Here is a 16,877-nt window from a genome sequence, read left to right as displayed (position 1 = left end):
ATGTGAAAAAAAGCGCATGTTTTTTACAATTTTGTGTCGTCAATCGCATGTAACCATGCTTCAATTTCTGTAATAACACTTTTCACACAGCCTTCAGCAAATGGTGATGTTAAATTTGCAACTTCTACTAATTCTAAGAACGATTTACTTCCACCTTGTTGGCACAGATTCACATAATCTTCCCAAGCCTCTTGTCTATTATCTCTTGCACGTTTCCAAAATTGTAGCGCACAAATTTGAGCAAGCGTGTAATCAATATAATAGAACGGTGAGCTATAAATATGCCCTTGACGTTGCCAAAAACCACCGCGCTCTAAATAATCATTATCCTCATAATCACGATGTGGTAAATATTTCTTCTCTATGTTACGCCATGCTGTCTTACGCTCTTCAGGTGATGCTTCAGGATTTTCATATACATAATGTTGATATTCATCAACAGATACACCATAAGGTAAAAACAGAAGTGCTGAACTTAAGTGAGAGAAGTAATATTTATCTGCATCTTCTTCAAAGAATAGCTTCATCCATGGCCATGTAAAGAATTCCATACTCATAGAGTGGATTTCACATGCCTCATATGTTGGCCAATTATATTCTGGAATTTCAAATTTACGACTTTCATATACTTGGAAAGCATGACCTGCTTCATGTGTTAATACATCAATGTCACCAGATGTTCCATTGAAGTTTGAGAAAATAAATGGCGCTTTATAATTCTCAATATATGTACAATATCCGCCACCAGCTTTTCCTTTTTTCGCGACTAAATCTAATAAATCATTATCTAGCATGAAATTGAAAAATTCATCTGTTTCAACCGATAACTCTTTATACATTGTCTTTCCATGATCAACAATCCAATCCGCATCTCCTTTTGGAGTTGGATTACCTGTAGCAAACTCAAAGTTTTCGTCGTAATAAGCTAACTTCTCTACACCGATACGTGCTTGTTGTCGCTTTCTTAATTCCGTTGTAACGGGAACGATATAATCTAGCACTTGCTGACGGTAATTAGCCACCATCTCCGCATTATAATCTGTACGGTACATTCTTGCATATCCAAGTTCAACAAAGTTTTTGAAACCTAAAGATTTTGCGATTTTCGTTCTCACTTTAACAAGCTCATCATAAATACGATCTAGTTCTTCCTCATTTCCAGCTAAAAATCCGTAGTATGCTTCACTTGCTGCTTTACGTTCGCTTCTTTCTTTTCCTTGCATAAACGGAATCAGTTGCGATAACGTTCTTTCTTCTCCAGCAAAGTCAATTTTTGCAGATGCTAATAACTGTGTATATTGCGATGATAATTTATTTTCTAATTGTAAATCTTTCACGACTTCATCTGAATATGTTTTTAAATCACATTCTGCTAGAGCAAATAATTGTTTTCCATAATACGCCTCTAATTCTTCACGAAATGGAGAATTAATGAGTGCCTTATAATATTTTGTACCATATCCTTGTACAACTGGAGAGAATTCATCAAAGAAATCCTGCTCCTCCTTATAAAAAGTATCCGTCGTATCAACAGAATGGCGAATGTAACAAAGGTTTCCCATTGTACCAAAATCGTTGCGAATCTCATTAATTGAATGAATGACTTGTTTTTGTTCTTCTACAGTTTTTGCGTTATCAAACTTCTCTAAAGCAACAGTAAATTTCTCTTTTAACTCTTCAATATTTGGGCGTTTATATTCATAGTCTTTAAATGACATGAACGAGCCTCCTCTCCATTACATACCTTTATTATAATTCAATACGTATTCTCGAATCCCCTCTTAATTTTCAACAAATTTCGGCAGTGACTGCCCTGAGTTCATTACAAATAAAAAAGCCTTGGATTTATTTATCCAAAGCTCCTTTGGAACATATTATTTTTCATACTTCCCAATTTTTTTTAATAAATCAAGTAATTCATCTTTTTCATCTTTCGTTAACATTTCAAAAGACTGATGTATAACTTTCTCATGCCCCGGAAAAATAGAAGCAATAAAGTTCTCGCCAGACTCAGTTAATTGCGCGTATATAACACGTCTGTCATTCGGACATGGGATTCTCTTTACTAATCCCTTTTTCTCCAACTTATCTACAACATATGTAATGCTGCCACTAGCTATTAAAATGCGCTCACCAATTTGCTGGAGTGGTTGACCGCCTTTATGATATAGCAGTTCTAATACAGCAAATTCAGTTGGATTTAACCCGTTACTTTGTATAGATTTATTTGTAGTATCCATAACAGAACGATGTACACGAGATAATGCAATAAATACTTTTAAAGATTGAGAAATATCTTCTCGTTCATTATTTGATGTCATACAACTTTCAACCCTTCACTTAAATTCTCAGCAATAAAAAGAAAATACCACTTCATACTTCATGTGAATTCCGAATGAGCATTCACTCATCCATTTCCTCTCCCCTAATATATTAAAAATCATTCTTGAATAAAAACATGACAATTTTAACATAGTTTATATATAATGATAATAAAAAAAGAAGGAGTACCACATTTGAAAGTCAAATTCCAAAGCATAATTATATATATATTGCTTGTTATCCTACCGACAATAGGGATTGGTGCTACATTTTATTCGTATCATACATATAAAATGAAACAGGAAAACAAATTATCTGCTCATACAGTTCTCTTTTTATATAGAGATTATTTGGATCATCATCTTGGTGAAGCAATTTCTGCTTTAGACATGCTTGCAAAAGTTGTAGGCACCGAGACTGGTAATATAAATGGCATTAAACAAATTGTACATGATACAGATGGAAACGATGCACGCTTTTCTGGTCTATATTACGCTACACCAGAAGGAGTCATTACAATCGCATCTGAAGATGAATCAAAGCCTATAGATGTTTCAGACCGTAAATATATTCAAGACGCGCTCCAAACTAAAAAAACCACTGTATCATCAGTCATTACTGATCGCGTTCTTGGACATAAAGCTATTATGATTGCTGCCCCCATATTTAATAAACAGAAGGAGCTCTCAGGATTATTATTAGCTAGTTTACGCTTTGATTACATTTCCTCTTCTTTAAATGCCATTAAACCGCAATACCATTTTGAGGTAACTGATAAACATGATGTAGTTTTTCTAACCGATGATAATAACGACACAAGTGATACGCATTCTAATATGCTTACTACCCCACTCCAAAGATTAAATTGGAAGGTCTCTGTTTCTCCATTACCCATTCATCAAAAAACCTTATACCAGTGGGTTGCAATAGAGTGTATAGCTACTTTATTTTTAATGTCTATTTTATTTTTGCTTGCTCAATATATGTTGTTAAAACGTCAAACAAAACTTGAAAGACAACAAAATGAACTACAGAAAATTGAATTAGTTGGAACTTTTGCAGCGAGTACAGCACACGAAATCCGTAATCCTCTTACTGGAATTAAAGGACTCGTCGCTCTATTAAAAGAGAAATATAAAGATGAACAAGATCAGTTCTACTTTTCCGTAATTGAACAAGAAATAGAGCGAATCAATGAAATTGTAAGTGAATTTCTTATTCTAGGAAAGCCAACCGCCATCATCGAACAAACATATGATGTAAGAACAATTCTAAATGAGGTAGCATTAATTATTCAATCTGAGGCGAATTTACATAACATTGTATTCCATTTACATTTGCCAGACCATCCTGTTCATATCCGTTGTTCGAAAGACCATATGAAACAAGTGGTTTTAAACATTACCAAAAATGCAATTGAGGCCATGACTTCTAATGATACACTAACCATTGTAGTAAAAAACAATGAAACACACGCACAACTGCATATTACAGATACTGGAAAAGGGATTCCGCAACATATTCAAAAACACCTCTTTCATCCGTTCTTTACTAATAAAGATACTGGAACAGGTCTTGGACTTGTCATATGTAAACGAATTGTAGAGATGTATAATGGGCATATTTTTATCGACAGTACAGAAAATGAAGGAACGACAGTTCATATCGAAATTCCGTTACACATAGTATAATTATCCTTATCCTATAAGGGTAATTATACTTATTTCATAAAACCAGCCACAAGCATTCGCCAAAAATTATTTGATTTTCCTTCATACCCGATTTGGAAAATAGGTATTTTTATAATTGAAAACCATTTCGGTGTTTGTTTTTCTTTATAACATTGATATTGTAAAATAAGCTTGTCCAATTCTTGACTAACTTGAATTGTCTCCCTACTATTTAGCCCACTTGTTAATCCTAGTTGAATCATTTCTTCACGTTTCATATGAATATCACGTGAAAGCTTTTCTAATGTGTACTTCCTTTTTACAGTAAACATCCATATCCCCCTTATTATACTTCCATGCTCTTAACTTCACTTCTCCATTGACTTTTTTTAACTACTTAATCATATGCAAATTTGAAGAATCAGAAAATTTAACATTTTCTCCCTGTAATTTACAAATCTTTACCCTCACTTTGAGAATTATTACAAATTATTCTATCTTTGTAAATACATTCGCAATAATAGACATTTTTTTCATCTTCTTTTTTTATAAATTCTACGTAAACCGGGGATTCTTAATTTTCCACCTACTTTTCTTCGACATTTTTTGTTTAATTTATATAAAAAAGCAAAACATAATGATGATTGATAAAGTGAAACTTTAATCAGTGTTTTTTTGTTCAACCCCCACTGATAATTAGCATTCACCAATCGGGTAGGCAGTGAATCTCCCACCTATCCAGCCCAATGTTGAGGTGGGAGTCTTACTACCCACAAATAGCAGGATAACAATAGAAAGGAAATATTTATATGCGAAAATATACGATTGCATTATTCATCATTGTTTTGTTTTTACCGTCTTTCTTATTTCCTATTCAAGCAAATGCTCATACGAATAAAGTTGCTATTGTCATTGATGATTTCGGTAATAATATGAAGGGGACTAATCAAATGTTATCACTTCCCATTCCACTCACTGTTGCTGTTATGCCTTTTCTTCCTTCCACAAAAGAAGACGCAATAGCTGCCCATAAGAAAGGCCATGAAGTTATTATACATATGCCAATGGAACCTATAAAAGGTAAAAAAGAATGGCTTGGGCCGAAAGCAATTACAACTGATTTAAGCGATGAAGAAATAAACAACCGACTTGAACAAGCCATTCAAGAAGTACCGCATGCAATTGGAATGAACAATCATATGGGGTCAAAAGTAACAGCGGATGAAAGAATTGTTCGCCTTATACTTGCTGCTTGTAAAAAACACGGTTTATTTTACTTAGATAGTAAAACGAATCCTAATAGTGTCGTCCCAAAAATCGGAAAAGAATTAGGAGTTCCTATTATTGAAAACCAACTATTTTTTGATGATGTGTATACAGCAGGACATATTTCAAAACAAGCCCAATTACTCATCAAAAAAATTCAAGAAAAACCTATTATGGTAGCTATCGGGCATGTGGGCCCCCCAGGTGAAATTACATCACGCGTTATTGAAACTTCTATCCCTAAAATTCGTGAGCATGCAGACTTTATTTTCTTATCTGATCTAGCATTATCCCCGCCTCCTGTTTCAAAATAAAGTTCATTACTCACATATAATCAGCCCTCACCAATTGGGCTTTTACAGGTAACACCCGCCCACCTAACTTCTTTGCTTTCACCAAATTTTGAGGCGTGGATTTTACTACCCACAAATAGTGGGACAAAAAAGTACCTATCTATATATAACAGATAGGTACTTTTCTTTTTAACTTAAATATAATCTACGTGACTCACTCTGAATCCTTTTTTCTCTATTTTTCCGATTAATTGCTTTAATTTTGTTTCATCTAACTCATCTGATATATTTACAATAACGCGGCGGATATATTGATCACCGTTATCTAGCGTAAATAGGCCACCGATATTATATGCTTTTAACAATGTCCCAAGCTCTTTAATCGTTCCCTTACAATCTTGTGTTGCAATTGTTAATATATAACCACCTGTTCGCATACCAAATGAATCTTCAATAACATCAAATATATTCGAATGCGTTAACATACCGACAAATTCATTATAATGATTTAGCACGGCTAAAAACGGAAGCCGACGAATTACATAAAAGGCTCTGAAGAAGGAATCCTTTTCAAAAATAAATGCATTGGAATCGTCGAGCATATCCCCTGCACTTACATGCTCTAATCCGCTATTGCATTTTTTTTCTAATAAATCTACTTTATAAATAATCCCCGTGAATTTCTTCTCATCTTCTGCTAATACCGGGATGGCTCGAAATCCCGTTTCGTTCATCATTTGCAGTGCCTCTTCACCAGAATCATTTATTTTGCAAAATGTTACTTGCTGCTTTGGCAGAAAATGATATTTAACTCGCAAAATATGTTCCTCCTTACATGTCAACATGTAATCTATATATAATAAGGAGACCTATATTTTATGAGTGAAATTATTTTTAAAACGCTTTCATTTATTTATTAACTTGTAGCTATATCACATCCATTTTTATATAACAGAGCTCCTTGCCCCCTTAATCATTAATAACTTTACATGATAGTTCATTAAATATTCTATACCCTCTAGCCATTTTTTCGCCTCTTCTGGCGTTTTTCCCCACACAATCATGCCGTAATTATGAACAAGAACTACTCCTCCACCTTCAATGAAATTCGGAACATTCCTTTCTAATAAATCAGCGAATTTTTTTTCATCTTCTACAATTGGAATTGTCATTTCTGTTATACCTTCTTTTCCGAAAACACGCTCCACACTGCGTTTATCGAACGTTACTTCTCCTTCTTCCCCATATAACTCTGATATTAAATGACTATCTACAGTCTGCACTTGTAAAATACATCCTGCACTACTTTTTTTATAAATATCCGCATGCATAAATGACTCTGCAGCTGGTTTTTCTTCATTTTCAAATACTGACTCGCACATGCAATTTACGACAATAAAATCTTCTTCCGAAAATAGCCCTTTATCTCTTCCTTCAACATTTACTAAGAATGTTAACGGCTCTTTTGACGTACATAGCGATAAGCTAATTTTGGTACCATAAAACCAATCACGAAGTGCCAATTCAGATTTCACATCTTTTAATTCATTCCATTTCTTCAGAAAAAATAACATTTCGTCACCCCCGGCATAATATTCATATAAGGTTCGAATCCTTTCTATGTAAAAGGAATATTTTTTGATTATTCTAAAAATTAATTGAATTATCACATGAGAACGCTTTTTTGTCAATATAGTTTCGTGGTTCTTCTTTAAAATAGGCTATTCATATGTCTATACTCCTATCTATTTCCTATTTCATTTTGTACATAAAAATACGCTACTCTTTAATTAAAGAATAGCGTATTTTCCTCATTTTTTATTCCGCATTAACGGGCAGCCCGATTAGTGAGGGCTAATAATCAGTGGGGAATGAACAAAACCCCCACTGATTAAAGTTTCACTTTATTTCTTTATTGCATTATATAAAAACTGTGCATATTGTTCACGTGTTACGAAATTATCTCCTAAAAAATTCCCTTCCCCATCGCCTTTTGATATTTTATTATCCACTAAAGCTTTCACATATCCTTTCGCCCAATGGTCATTTGGTATATCTTTAAAATTCTCTGCACTATTTTCATTTTCTTTTAACTGAAATACTCTTTGTAATACTACTGACATTTCATATCGAGTTAATACTCCATCTGGACGGAACATACCATTTCCATAGCCTGTCATAATTCCAGCTTGAACCACTGCATCAATAGCCGTTTCATACATATTTCCTTTCGTATCTGTAAATGCCGTTTTTGGTACTAGATTATTTTCTAATTTTAAATACCTTTGTATTAGAAGAGCTACTTGTCCACGAGTAATGTTATCACCAAATCCAAATTCACCATTTCCATAGCCTATAAATAATTTTTCTTTCGCTAAGTAATTAATTGCTTCTTCTGACCAATGTCCCTTTGGTACATCTTTAAATTCTACCACTTCTGTTTTCTCATCTTCTTTAGACGTATTACCGTCTTTACTTTCTACTACATTTTGAATAACAGACCCTGTAAAGAAAATTCCTGTATCCGCGAATGGATCTTTCACACCAAATTCATATATTTTCTCACCTGGTGTACTCCATTTCACTACACCATTACTATACGTACCGTTATCGCTCTTCAGACGGATTTTCGTAGAAACCTCACCATCTTTTTCATATATAGGTACTTTTACTTCTTTATTTACTTCTGTTTCCTCTAAAAATACTTTTTGATTTTGGACATTAATATAAGCCGTCTTACTTAGTTCTATAACTGGTCGGACATCACGGATTTCATTTGCAACAAAACTTAGAAATACTAATTTTTTCAAATTACTAACTGGTGATAAGTCTGAAATATAATTCGCTTCTAAATCAAGCTTTTGTAAGTTTACTAAACTTGATAATGGCGTAATATCCTTTAACTCATTGTTAGGTAAGTGTAATTGTTTTAACTGTGTCATCTTACTTAGAGGAGTAACATCTTTTATTTCATTTTTCCCGATCCACAATTCTTCTAATTGCTTCATTTGCTCAATGCCGGATAAATCTTTAACTTTATTACGTGTTAATACTAAGTCTGTTAAAGGTAATGAATATAACGCTTTAATATCTTCAATTTGATTACCTGCTAAAGTTAAGTATGTTACATTTTTCAAAGCGCTTAATGGAGCAACGTTCGTAATTTTATTATTTGCTAAATTCAAGTAATCTAGTTGTTCCATTTTCGCTAATGCTGTTACATCTTCTATTTGGTTGCCTGATAGAAATAAACTTTTTACATTTTTCATTTCAGTTAGTGGTGCAACGTTTGTAATTTTATTATTACTTAAATCAAGAGATTCTAAATTATCCATCTTAACAAGTGGCGTTACATCTGAAAATTCATTACCACGCAAAGCTAAATGACTTAATTGCTTTAAGTTCGCAAAGAACGACGGATCTTTTATCTTCGCATTCGCAACTGTTAAAGATTTTAAATTTGGCATATATTTTAATGCACTATAATCAAGTATCTCATTCGTATTTAAAAACAAATCCTTTACTTGTAATAACTCTTCTTTCGTAATTGGTGTATTTAAATCTTTTCTATTAAATACTTTTTTATTCACAAGTTCTCTTAATTTGTTATCTGTTATCATATTTTGATTATCAACTGGATTATCCGTTTCCGTATTGCCTGAATTAGAGTTATCATCTGGTTTCTCTGTTTCTTTGTTACCTATAGTTGGATCTTTAATTTCAAATTGAACTTGATATTTGTGATCATATCCAATAGCTGGAATAAGTATATGCATTTGCATATTGTGCTTCTTCTCAAACTCACCAATTTCAAATTGAACTACTTTCGTTCCATTCTTCCTCTTATCTTCTGACAAAACCTTCACATCATGAAATACACCAGGCTGGTTTCTATCTTCTATTCTAAGATATTGAAAATAATCACTATCTTGCATTGTTACAGTGACAATTTTTTTGCCAGCTGCAATCGTTACTTTAGGATCTTTTATATATTGAGAAACCATAGATGGCTCATCTTTTTGGTCCTTATATATTTTAATCTCAGTATCATACGTGCGAGCACTCGCTGCTGCTACCGATTGATTTGCTTCAACTTTTAATGCCGCTAATGCTGGAGTAGAGTACGTAGCAAATGGAATTGCTAATGTTGTCGCTACTACTAGCGCCTTCATGTAATTTTTTTTCAAAATAATATCCCCTATCATATATAATCTTTACAATTGATAAGTATTATCAATTATCCACAAATAAATGATAATGAATATCATTATCATTGTCAATGAGAATATTACATTAAATTTATATTTTTAAAGATAAAAAATAAAAAAGCCCTTTATTCAAAGGGCTTTTTTACCTATCGTATGAAGAATTTCACTTTTTTCCTTCTCATTGATGACACCGATTTTTTGCAAAATATTCGCGTACAATACAAGTTTATTATATATTCGTTCTGACATGTTCTCCCTTCTTTCCTTCGACCAACTTTTTTTGTATTGGTAAATTATATGAAAGAGGTGAGAAAATGTGTCCACTTTTTGCATAACTGCAAATCTTTTATTTTACGATTTACAGATAATAAAACTCCCTCCTAAAAATTAGGCGGGAGTTTATGTGCTTTCACTGTATTTAACAAACTGTCCACTGTATATTATGCTTCTTAAGTTCTTCTTCAAAGCTATATGGCATTTTTTTATCACAAATTACGTGTTGAATACGCGAAATTGCTGCTATACGATAATTCCCTTTCACGCCTACCTTCGTATGATCACATAAAATATATGTTTTCTCAGCTAATTTCATCATCGCCTCTGACAATTTCGCTTTCTCTAATTCAAAGCTGGAAACTCCAAAACTAGGTAATAACCCATCAATCGAAACGAACGCTTTATGAAAATGAAATTGCTGTATGACTTGCTGAGAAATAGACCCTGATACACGCGAATGCTTTGGAGATACTTTTCCACCTATAAACAAAACTTCACCGTGAAACATCTTTTTATTAATAGAAGAAATTAATTGTGTTGCGACTGGAAATGAACTTGTTACAATCGTTAAGTTTTTACGATGAACAAGGTATGGAACCATTTGAAGCGGTGTACTTCCATCATCAATTGCAATGACATCACCGTCTTCTACAAATGTCGCTGCTTTATAACCAATTCTTTTCTTCTCTTCTATATGTAGCATTTCTCTTTCTAACATTGGTGCCTCTACTCCAGCGCCTGGAAGTTGAACAGCTCCACCATACACTTTTTTCAGCTTCTTTTCACGATCTAATTCTTCTAAATATCGACGAATCGTTTCTGTTGATACAGCAAATTCTCTCGCTAATTCTGAAACCTTTACTTTCCCTTTAAATTCTACCTTTTCAAGAATGGTTCGCTTTCTTTCTTCTCCTACTACAGACATAGCTTCACCTCATTTATATCTCCCTTATAAACGTCCTTACTTATACAAAGCTATAATTTTCTTTATAAGTAGAAACTTCTTCATGAATATGAATACCGCGCTTTGCTAGCTCATCAAAAATCAATTGTGGATTTTCAAAGGCTTCTTCAGGCGTAACAACACCCACCCTATTTACATTTCCATTTGCAATTAACTCTGCAGCAATCCCAAATGGAATACCGACGTTTCTCGTATACGCTCTTAATTTTTCCCATCCTACAACAGAACCATCAGATAACGGATGTGTATGATATAACACATGTCTTTGCTTCTCATTATTTTTCATACCTATTACTTCTACATGAAGTGCATAACCATAAAGCTCTGTTTCTTGCCCTTCTTTCGATTGCAATAAATACTGTGAAATACAATCCATAATGCCTATTTCTTTCCCGTTTATTTCAATCTGATCATTACGCAATATGCCGTAATCATATAAAGCACGTACAAGTTGCATATTTTGCTGTGGCCAAGTTCCTCTCGTCTCTATCAGTTTGACACCTTTATTTTCTAATGCCTTTGCTAGCGTAATCGTTTCAGAATGCGGAATGATATACTGCGTTGCCTTACCATAAGGCTCTGGCAATTCTATTTCTCTCGGACGCGCAAACGGAGGTACTTGCTTAAATTCACCATCTTCATACACTGTACGCGATGGTAAATATGGATCATATTCATATGTCGTTGTCTCTGTAATTGATGCAGAAAAAGCAATCGGACGATACGAACCGTGACTTACACGGACAGACTCTACAGTATCCAATTGATTTGCTGCATGCATTGCCATCATTTGCGTTACACCCGGCGTCATGCCAAATCCAGGTAAACATATCTTTTCATTTTCAACAAATATAGCATGCGATTCATTTTCTTCACCAAATCCATTTAAGTTCACACCGTGACATCCTGCTTCTGCAATACAGCGGGTCGACAATCTGTTTAACTTTATCGTCGTACCGTCCATTACAATGTCATAACCAATCATTTTTGCAACCGTATCCTCGTGATCCGTTACATCTACTTTTACAAAATCAACACGAGGGTCGTTGAGCCATTCTACTACTTTACGGCCCTCTACCTCGTTAAAATCAGCTACTGTAATTGTCTCAAAAGATGAAAATTGAACTAAATCCAAAATAGCTTCGCGACAAATTTTACCTGCTCCACCTAAGCAAAACACTTTCACCCAATAACAGCTCCTTTAGCAATACTATCAACTAAGCGATTAATATCTTGTTCATGTACATCACCGATATTTCCAATGCGGAACGTATCTACTTTCGAAATTTTCCCAGGGTAAATAACAAATCCATAACGCTTTAATTCGTTATATAACTGTTGAAACTCGAATCCCTCTTTTGGATAAATGAAAGATGTAATAATAGGAGATTGGTATTCCTCATCTACTAGTGGCTTAAATCCGATTTCTCCCATTCTATTTACTAGTAGTTTTTGATTGTTGTAATATCGATTGTAACGCGCTCTTACTCCTCCCTCTTTTTCTAGTTCAAGTAGTGCTTGATAAAAAGCATGTACAACATGTGTAGGTGAAGTAAAACGCCATTTCCCATTTTGTTTTTCCATCGTTTCCCATTGATCATATAAATCAAGAGATAAAGAGCGTCCTTGCCCTTTACACTTCAATAATTCATCACGTTTTGCGATTACAAATCCGAATCCAGGAACCCCTTGAATACACTTATTCGCACTACTAATTAAAAAATCAATTTGTAAATCAGCAATGTCTATTTCAATCCCGCCGAAACTACTCATCGCATCAACAATTGTAACCTTTCCATACTGTTTTCCTAATTTACATACATCTACAATTGGATTTATAATGCCTGTCGTCGTTTCGCAATGAACAACTGCAATATGCGTAATCTCTTTATCTTCTTGCAATAACTTCTCTACTTCTACAATATTAGTAGGTTCCCACTCTTCTGTTTGACTGACCACTACATCAATCTGTAACATCTCTGCCATTTGCACAATGCGCTTACCGTACGCACCATTTGTACAAACGAGAATCTTCCCATTTGCCGGAATAACAGAACCAATTACTGCTTCAACTGAAAACGTACCGCTTCCTTGCATTAACACTGTTGTATATTTCTCTTCTTCCTTCGTCGCTAACGATACAAGTTTAGCTCTTACTTCTTGCACCATCGTATTATATTCATCATCCCACGTACACCAATCGTATAGCATAACTTCTTTTACTGATTTTGTTGTCGTTAATGGTCCTGGTGTTAATAATAAGTAGTGATTTTCAGTCATGATCCTATTCCCCTTTTATGAAATAATAAGTTCTTGTTTCTCGATATGTTCCATTACGCTTTCGAGTTCCTGCATCGTTTCTATCGTAAAGTGCGCCCCATTTTCAACGAAACGATTGCGAACTACTTCTATTTTTTCACGAAGTTCTACCGAATCCATCTTCTCCACTTCTTCTTCCGTTAAACCGAGCTCGCTACTGCCAAGAATTACACCAACTGTCCACATTCCAGCATTTCTACCTTCTTTCATATCTGATACTGTGTCCCCAACTTTTATCATATGGTTCATCGGATACACACCAAGTTCCATTGCATTTTTATAGCACATCCATGGATATGGACGGCCTGCTGGAACATCATCTGGCGTAACAAGAAAATCAGGTTTATATCCTTGTAACGCTGCTTCCTTTGCTACAATATCCATCATTTCTCTCGTATAACCAGTCGTTGAACCAATTTTAATTCCTCTTTCACGTAAAGAAGCAATCACTTCTTTTACTCCATTAATCGGCGAAGCATAGCGCGGTAAAATAGCGAAGAGAATCTCTTCAAATTCTTCATACATCTCCTGAATGTCTGCTTCTGTTGGTAATTGTCGGAAAACACGATTCCACTCACTCGCAATACGAGGCATCTCAGTAAGTGCCCTTACATGATCTATTTTTAATAACCCCATTGGCTTACGAGCTTCTTCTGCTGTAATTGCTACACCCCGTTTATGAAAAATCTCCATGAATACTTCTAGTGGTGCAAAACATCCGTAATCAACTGTTGTCCCTGCCCAATCAAAAATAACTGCTTCAATTTTCATTCTGTCCATCACCTTTCTTACTTATCTTTTTTGCCATTGTGAAGTTCGGTTACGAAGTGCTTTCGTTCCCCATTCATATACAACTCTTACTACAATATTTGTAACAACAATAAGCACACTCATTGCAGCTGCTGGCGCCACATTTCCTGCATCATCCATATTTACGATTGATACGGCAGCTAGTTTAAAATCAGCTGCATATAGGAATACAACTGCCGATACAGTTACCATTGAATTTACGAAGTAGTACATTACCATTTCTAAAATTGCTGGTAAACACATTGGTACCGTTACTCTAAAGAATGTTTTATAAAACGGAATACCCATCGACTGCGAAACAAGCTCAAACTCTCGATCTAATTTCTTTAAAGCAGTCGTTGCCGTGACAAATGTTACAGAATAAAAATGAATGATATTTACTAGTACTAACACAGCGATTGTTCCGTATAAAGAATGAAACGGGTTCGTTACTGATAGTCCAAAAATTTGAATCGTTGGTTGACTAAAGAAAAAGACATATCCTAATCCGAGTACTAAACCTGGTATGGCTAAAGGAACGATAGAGAAAAAGTAACCTGTTTTTCGGAAGAATTGTAGCTGGTCTATTTTCTCAATTGCATATGCAAATACAAATGTTAAAATCGCCCCAATAACTGCTGTAACTGCTGAAACAATTACGCTATTTTTAAATGCTTCAAGTCCATCTCCTGTTAAACTCGAAAAATTAAAATGCTCAAATGTAAAACTCATATTATATGGCCATACTTTCACACTTGCAGCAATACCAACTGCCACAAATAACAGAATGATCATAAATGTAATCACACTACAGTATATGAATGAGATGACATCTCTTTTCTTATTAGCTATTATTCTGTATGGTACTGCTTTTGAAGATAAGAAATTCGCCTGCTTTCTTTGCGTAATACGATCAACTGCAAATGCGAATATAGCTGGGATTAATAAAATCATTCCAACTGTTGCACCCATCGACATATTTTGCTGTCCAATTACTTGTTTGTATACGTCAGTAGCAAGCACATTATATTGTCCACCAACAATTTTTGGTGCCCCAAAATCAGTGAAACTAAGTGTAAACACAACAAACATTGCACTAATTAATCCGTACTTTACACTAGGTAAAGTAACCGTGAAAAATTGTTTTGTTTTACTCGCCCCTAGCATATTAGAAGCTTCATATAAACGATAATCGGATCCTTGAAAGGCAATTAGTAATATGAGAAAGGCTTGCGGAAATGTATACATAACTTCAGCTATTACAATTCCTACTGGTCCATATAAAGGGATTTGTATACCTTCAAATAACCCAAACATTCCTTTCGTTACTAGCCCTTGATTACCAAATAAATATGTAAGTGCTATACCGTGCATCATCGTTGGTGCAAACAATGGTAATAACGCTACATACTGAAATACACGCTTTCCAAAAACATTCGTACGGGCAATTGCATATGCGTAAACGAATGCAATTGAAACTGAAATAATTGTTGTTGCGCCCGAAATCCATACCGTATTTTGTAAAGACTGAACTAAAGTTGGTGTTGTAAAATATTTACTAAAATTCGCTAAACCAATGAAAACTCCATCTTTATTATAAAAAGCTTGTGTAAATAGTTGTAATAGTGGTAATACAAGTATGACAAGGAAGGAAAGAATCATACCGATAATTACAAGCCTTTGGATCCATTCCTCTTTCCCTATACTTCTCTTAATCTTTTTTTTCGCACTTTCTACCTTGTAGTTTTCTAACATCTCCATCTATACAATGACCTTCTTTCCATATGACAACATATGATTTTCTGAGAAAGAGATTTGAATCGGCTTTCCTTTTCTAATATCAGCTACTTCTACTTCTGATGCTAATATATCCACTACAATTTTCTCATTATAAAGGTGTGTGTTTTCTTCTACGACTCGCACTTCCGTTCGATATACAGATCCACGAAATTCCATACTTTCCACAACTGTTTTAATACCGTCCTTTTGTACAATTGTTACATGTTCAGGACGAATTGCATGCTCTTCGTTATTTTTCGAAAAGAAATTAATAGAACCAATAAAATCTGCCACAAACGGATTGGCCGGTCTTTGATAAATCTCCTCTGGTGTTCCAATCTGCATAATTTCCGCATGATTCATTACAACAATTTTATCAGCCATCGTTAATGCCTCTTCTTGATCATGCGTGACCATAATAGTTGTTACTCCTACTTTCTCTTGCAAATCACGCATTTCTCTACGTAACTTTTCACGTACTTTTGCATCTAAAGCAGATAACGGCTCATCGAGTAACAAAATATCTGGAGACAGAGCGAGCGCACGTGCAAGTGCCACTCGCTGCTGTTGTCCACCAGACATTTGAGCAGGATATTTATCTTTTACATTCAGCAAATCTACAAGTTTTAACGCCTCTAGCGCTTTCTCTTTTACTTCTACTTTTCCATATTTTTTTGTCTTTAAGCCGTATTCAATATTTTCAAGTGCTGTTAAATTCGGAAATAATGCATACGATTGAAACACCATTCCGAAGTTTCTCTTTCCAGGAGGTAATGCTGTAATATCTTTTCCATTCACAGCTATGCTACCTGTTGTTGCCTCTTCTAGCCCTGCTAAAATTCGAAGCAATGTCGTTTTCCCACAACCACTTGGGCCTAATAAACATACAAACTCATTTTTGTTCACAGTAAAAGAAATATCTTTTAACGCTGTAAATGCATCAAACTGTTTTTGAATGTGTTGAATTGATAAATATTCGCTCATTTTTTCT

14 protein-coding genes are annotated in these 16,877 nt (G+C 34.5%); 2 read left to right on the top strand and 12 right to left on the bottom strand.

Features of this window, described 5'->3' with window-relative positions:
• Positions 1-23 precede the first annotated feature (23 nt).
• The gene (locus HFD78_RS02625) at positions 24-1,718 is read right to left on the bottom strand and encodes a M3 family oligoendopeptidase (RefSeq protein ID WP_000008578.1); all 1,695 of its coding nucleotides are present in this window, start codon (positions 1,716-1,718) and stop codon (positions 24-26) included.
• 156 nt (positions 1,719-1,874) lie between these two features.
• Entirely contained in the window at positions 1,875-2,321 is a 447-nt protein-coding gene (locus HFD78_RS02620; protein ID WP_000203336.1) for a MarR family winged helix-turn-helix transcriptional regulator, read from the bottom strand.
• A gap of 195 nt (positions 2,322-2,516) precedes the next feature.
• On the opposite strand from HFD78_RS02620, the gene HFD78_RS02615 reads away from it, so the two are divergent.
• Positions 2,517-4,013 carry a DUF3149 domain-containing protein gene (locus HFD78_RS02615; RefSeq protein ID WP_000865053.1) on the top strand — a complete coding sequence of 499 codons (1,497 nt, stop codon included), beginning with the start codon at positions 2,517-2,519 and terminating at the stop codon, positions 4,011-4,013.
• 29 nt (positions 4,014-4,042) lie between these two features.
• Here HFD78_RS02615 and HFD78_RS02610 read toward each other — a convergent pair whose 3' ends face one another.
• The gene (locus HFD78_RS02610; protein WP_000495536.1) at positions 4,043-4,324 is read right to left on the bottom strand and encodes an aspartyl-phosphate phosphatase Spo0E family protein; all 282 of its coding nucleotides are present in this window, start codon (positions 4,322-4,324) and stop codon (positions 4,043-4,045) included.
• 477 nt (positions 4,325-4,801) lie between these two features.
• On the opposite strand from HFD78_RS02610, the gene HFD78_RS02605 reads away from it, so the two are divergent.
• Entirely contained in the window at positions 4,802-5,572 is a 771-nt protein-coding gene (locus HFD78_RS02605; protein WP_001234107.1) for a divergent polysaccharide deacetylase family protein, read from the top strand.
• 173 nt (positions 5,573-5,745) lie between these two features.
• On the opposite strand, the gene cbpA is transcribed toward HFD78_RS02605, so the two are convergent.
• From cbpA to HFD78_RS02560, 9 genes are all read right to left on the bottom strand, one after another.
• Positions 5,746-6,369 (bottom strand): cyclic di-AMP binding protein CbpA, encoded by a 624-nt coding sequence (gene cbpA / locus HFD78_RS02600; RefSeq protein WP_097862897.1) that lies wholly within the window; start codon positions 6,367-6,369, stop codon positions 5,746-5,748.
• Positions 6,370-6,495: 126 nt separating this feature from the next.
• The gene (locus HFD78_RS02595) at positions 6,496-7,125 is read right to left on the bottom strand and encodes a class II aldolase/adducin family protein (RefSeq protein WP_000896005.1); all 630 of its coding nucleotides are present in this window, start codon (positions 7,123-7,125) and stop codon (positions 6,496-6,498) included.
• 330 nt (positions 7,126-7,455) lie between these two features.
• A complete protein-coding gene (locus HFD78_RS02590; RefSeq protein ID WP_097862896.1) occupies positions 7,456-9,756 on the bottom strand; it encodes an NEAT domain-containing leucine-rich repeat protein in 2,301 nt (766 codons plus the stop codon).
• A gap of 421 nt (positions 9,757-10,177) precedes the next feature.
• Entirely contained in the window at positions 10,178-10,960 is a 783-nt protein-coding gene (locus tag HFD78_RS02585) for a DeoR/GlpR family DNA-binding transcription regulator (protein ID WP_000117667.1), read from the bottom strand.
• A 40-nt stretch (positions 10,961-11,000) separates the two neighbouring features.
• Positions 11,001-12,185 carry a saccharopine dehydrogenase family protein gene (locus HFD78_RS02580; protein ID WP_000862174.1) on the bottom strand — a complete coding sequence of 395 codons (1,185 nt, stop codon included), beginning with the start codon at positions 12,183-12,185 and terminating at the stop codon, positions 11,001-11,003.
• Positions 12,182-13,279 carry a 2-aminoethylphosphonate--pyruvate transaminase gene (gene phnW, locus HFD78_RS02575; protein WP_000138230.1) on the bottom strand — a complete coding sequence of 366 codons (1,098 nt, stop codon included), beginning with the start codon at positions 13,277-13,279 and terminating at the stop codon, positions 12,182-12,184. Before phnW ends, HFD78_RS02580 begins: the two co-directional genes overlap by 4 nt.
• A 15-nt stretch (positions 13,280-13,294) precedes the next feature.
• Positions 13,295-14,089 carry a phosphonoacetaldehyde hydrolase gene (gene phnX, locus HFD78_RS02570; RefSeq protein ID WP_000687365.1) on the bottom strand — a complete coding sequence of 265 codons (795 nt, stop codon included), beginning with the start codon at positions 14,087-14,089 and terminating at the stop codon, positions 13,295-13,297.
• A 21-nt stretch (positions 14,090-14,110) separates the two neighbouring features.
• Positions 14,111-15,868, bottom strand: a complete 1,758-nt coding sequence (locus HFD78_RS02565; RefSeq protein WP_000425517.1) for a putative 2-aminoethylphosphonate ABC transporter permease subunit — start codon at positions 15,866-15,868, stop codon at positions 14,111-14,113.
• A complete protein-coding gene (locus HFD78_RS02560; protein ID WP_000006192.1) occupies positions 15,869-16,870 on the bottom strand; it encodes a putative 2-aminoethylphosphonate ABC transporter ATP-binding protein in 1,002 nt (333 codons plus the stop codon).
• Positions 16,871-16,877: the final 7 nt, after the last annotated feature.

This window comes from Bacillus sp. EKM501B, assembly GCF_011800505.1.
GTDB lineage: Bacteria > Bacillota > Bacilli > Bacillales > Bacillaceae_G > Bacillus_A > Bacillus_A cereus.
This window is presented reverse-complemented; position numbering and strand designations above follow the sequence as displayed.

What these genes read in the sequence shown, in the direction of transcription:
- HFD78_RS02625 (WP_000008578.1), bottom strand. Translation starts at nt 1,718, where the DNA reads ATGTCATTTAAAGACTATGAATATAAACGCCCAAATATTGAAGAGTTA.
- HFD78_RS02620 (WP_000203336.1), bottom strand. Translation starts at nt 2,321, where the DNA reads ATGACATCAAATAATGAACGAGAAGATATTTCTCAATCTTTAAAAGTA.
- HFD78_RS02610 (WP_000495536.1), bottom strand. Translation starts at nt 4,324, where the DNA reads ATGTTTACTGTAAAAAGGAAGTACACATTAGAAAAGCTTTCACGTGAT.
- HFD78_RS02605 (WP_001234107.1), top strand. Translation starts at nt 4,802, where the DNA reads ATGCGAAAATATACGATTGCATTATTCATCATTGTTTTGTTTTTACCG.
- HFD78_RS02595 (WP_000896005.1), bottom strand. Translation starts at nt 7,125, where the DNA reads ATGTTATTTTTTCTGAAGAAATGGAATGAATTAAAAGATGTGAAATCT.
- HFD78_RS02590 (WP_097862896.1), bottom strand. Translation starts at nt 9,756, where the DNA reads ATGATAGGGGATATTATTTTGAAAAAAAATTACATGAAGGCGCTAGTA.
- HFD78_RS02585 (WP_000117667.1), bottom strand. Translation starts at nt 10,960, where the DNA reads ATGTCTGTAGTAGGAGAAGAAAGAAAGCGAACCATTCTTGAAAAGGTA.
- phnW (WP_000138230.1), bottom strand. Translation starts at nt 13,279, where the DNA reads ATGACTGAAAATCACTACTTATTATTAACACCAGGACCATTAACGACA.
- phnX (WP_000687365.1), bottom strand. Translation starts at nt 14,089, where the DNA reads ATGAAAATTGAAGCAGTTATTTTTGATTGGGCAGGGACAACAGTTGAT.
- HFD78_RS02565 (WP_000425517.1), bottom strand. Translation starts at nt 15,868, where the DNA reads ATGGAGATGTTAGAAAACTACAAGGTAGAAAGTGCGAAAAAAAAGATT.
- HFD78_RS02560 (WP_000006192.1), bottom strand. Translation starts at nt 16,870, where the DNA reads ATGAGCGAATATTTATCAATTCAACACATTCAAAAACAGTTTGATGCA.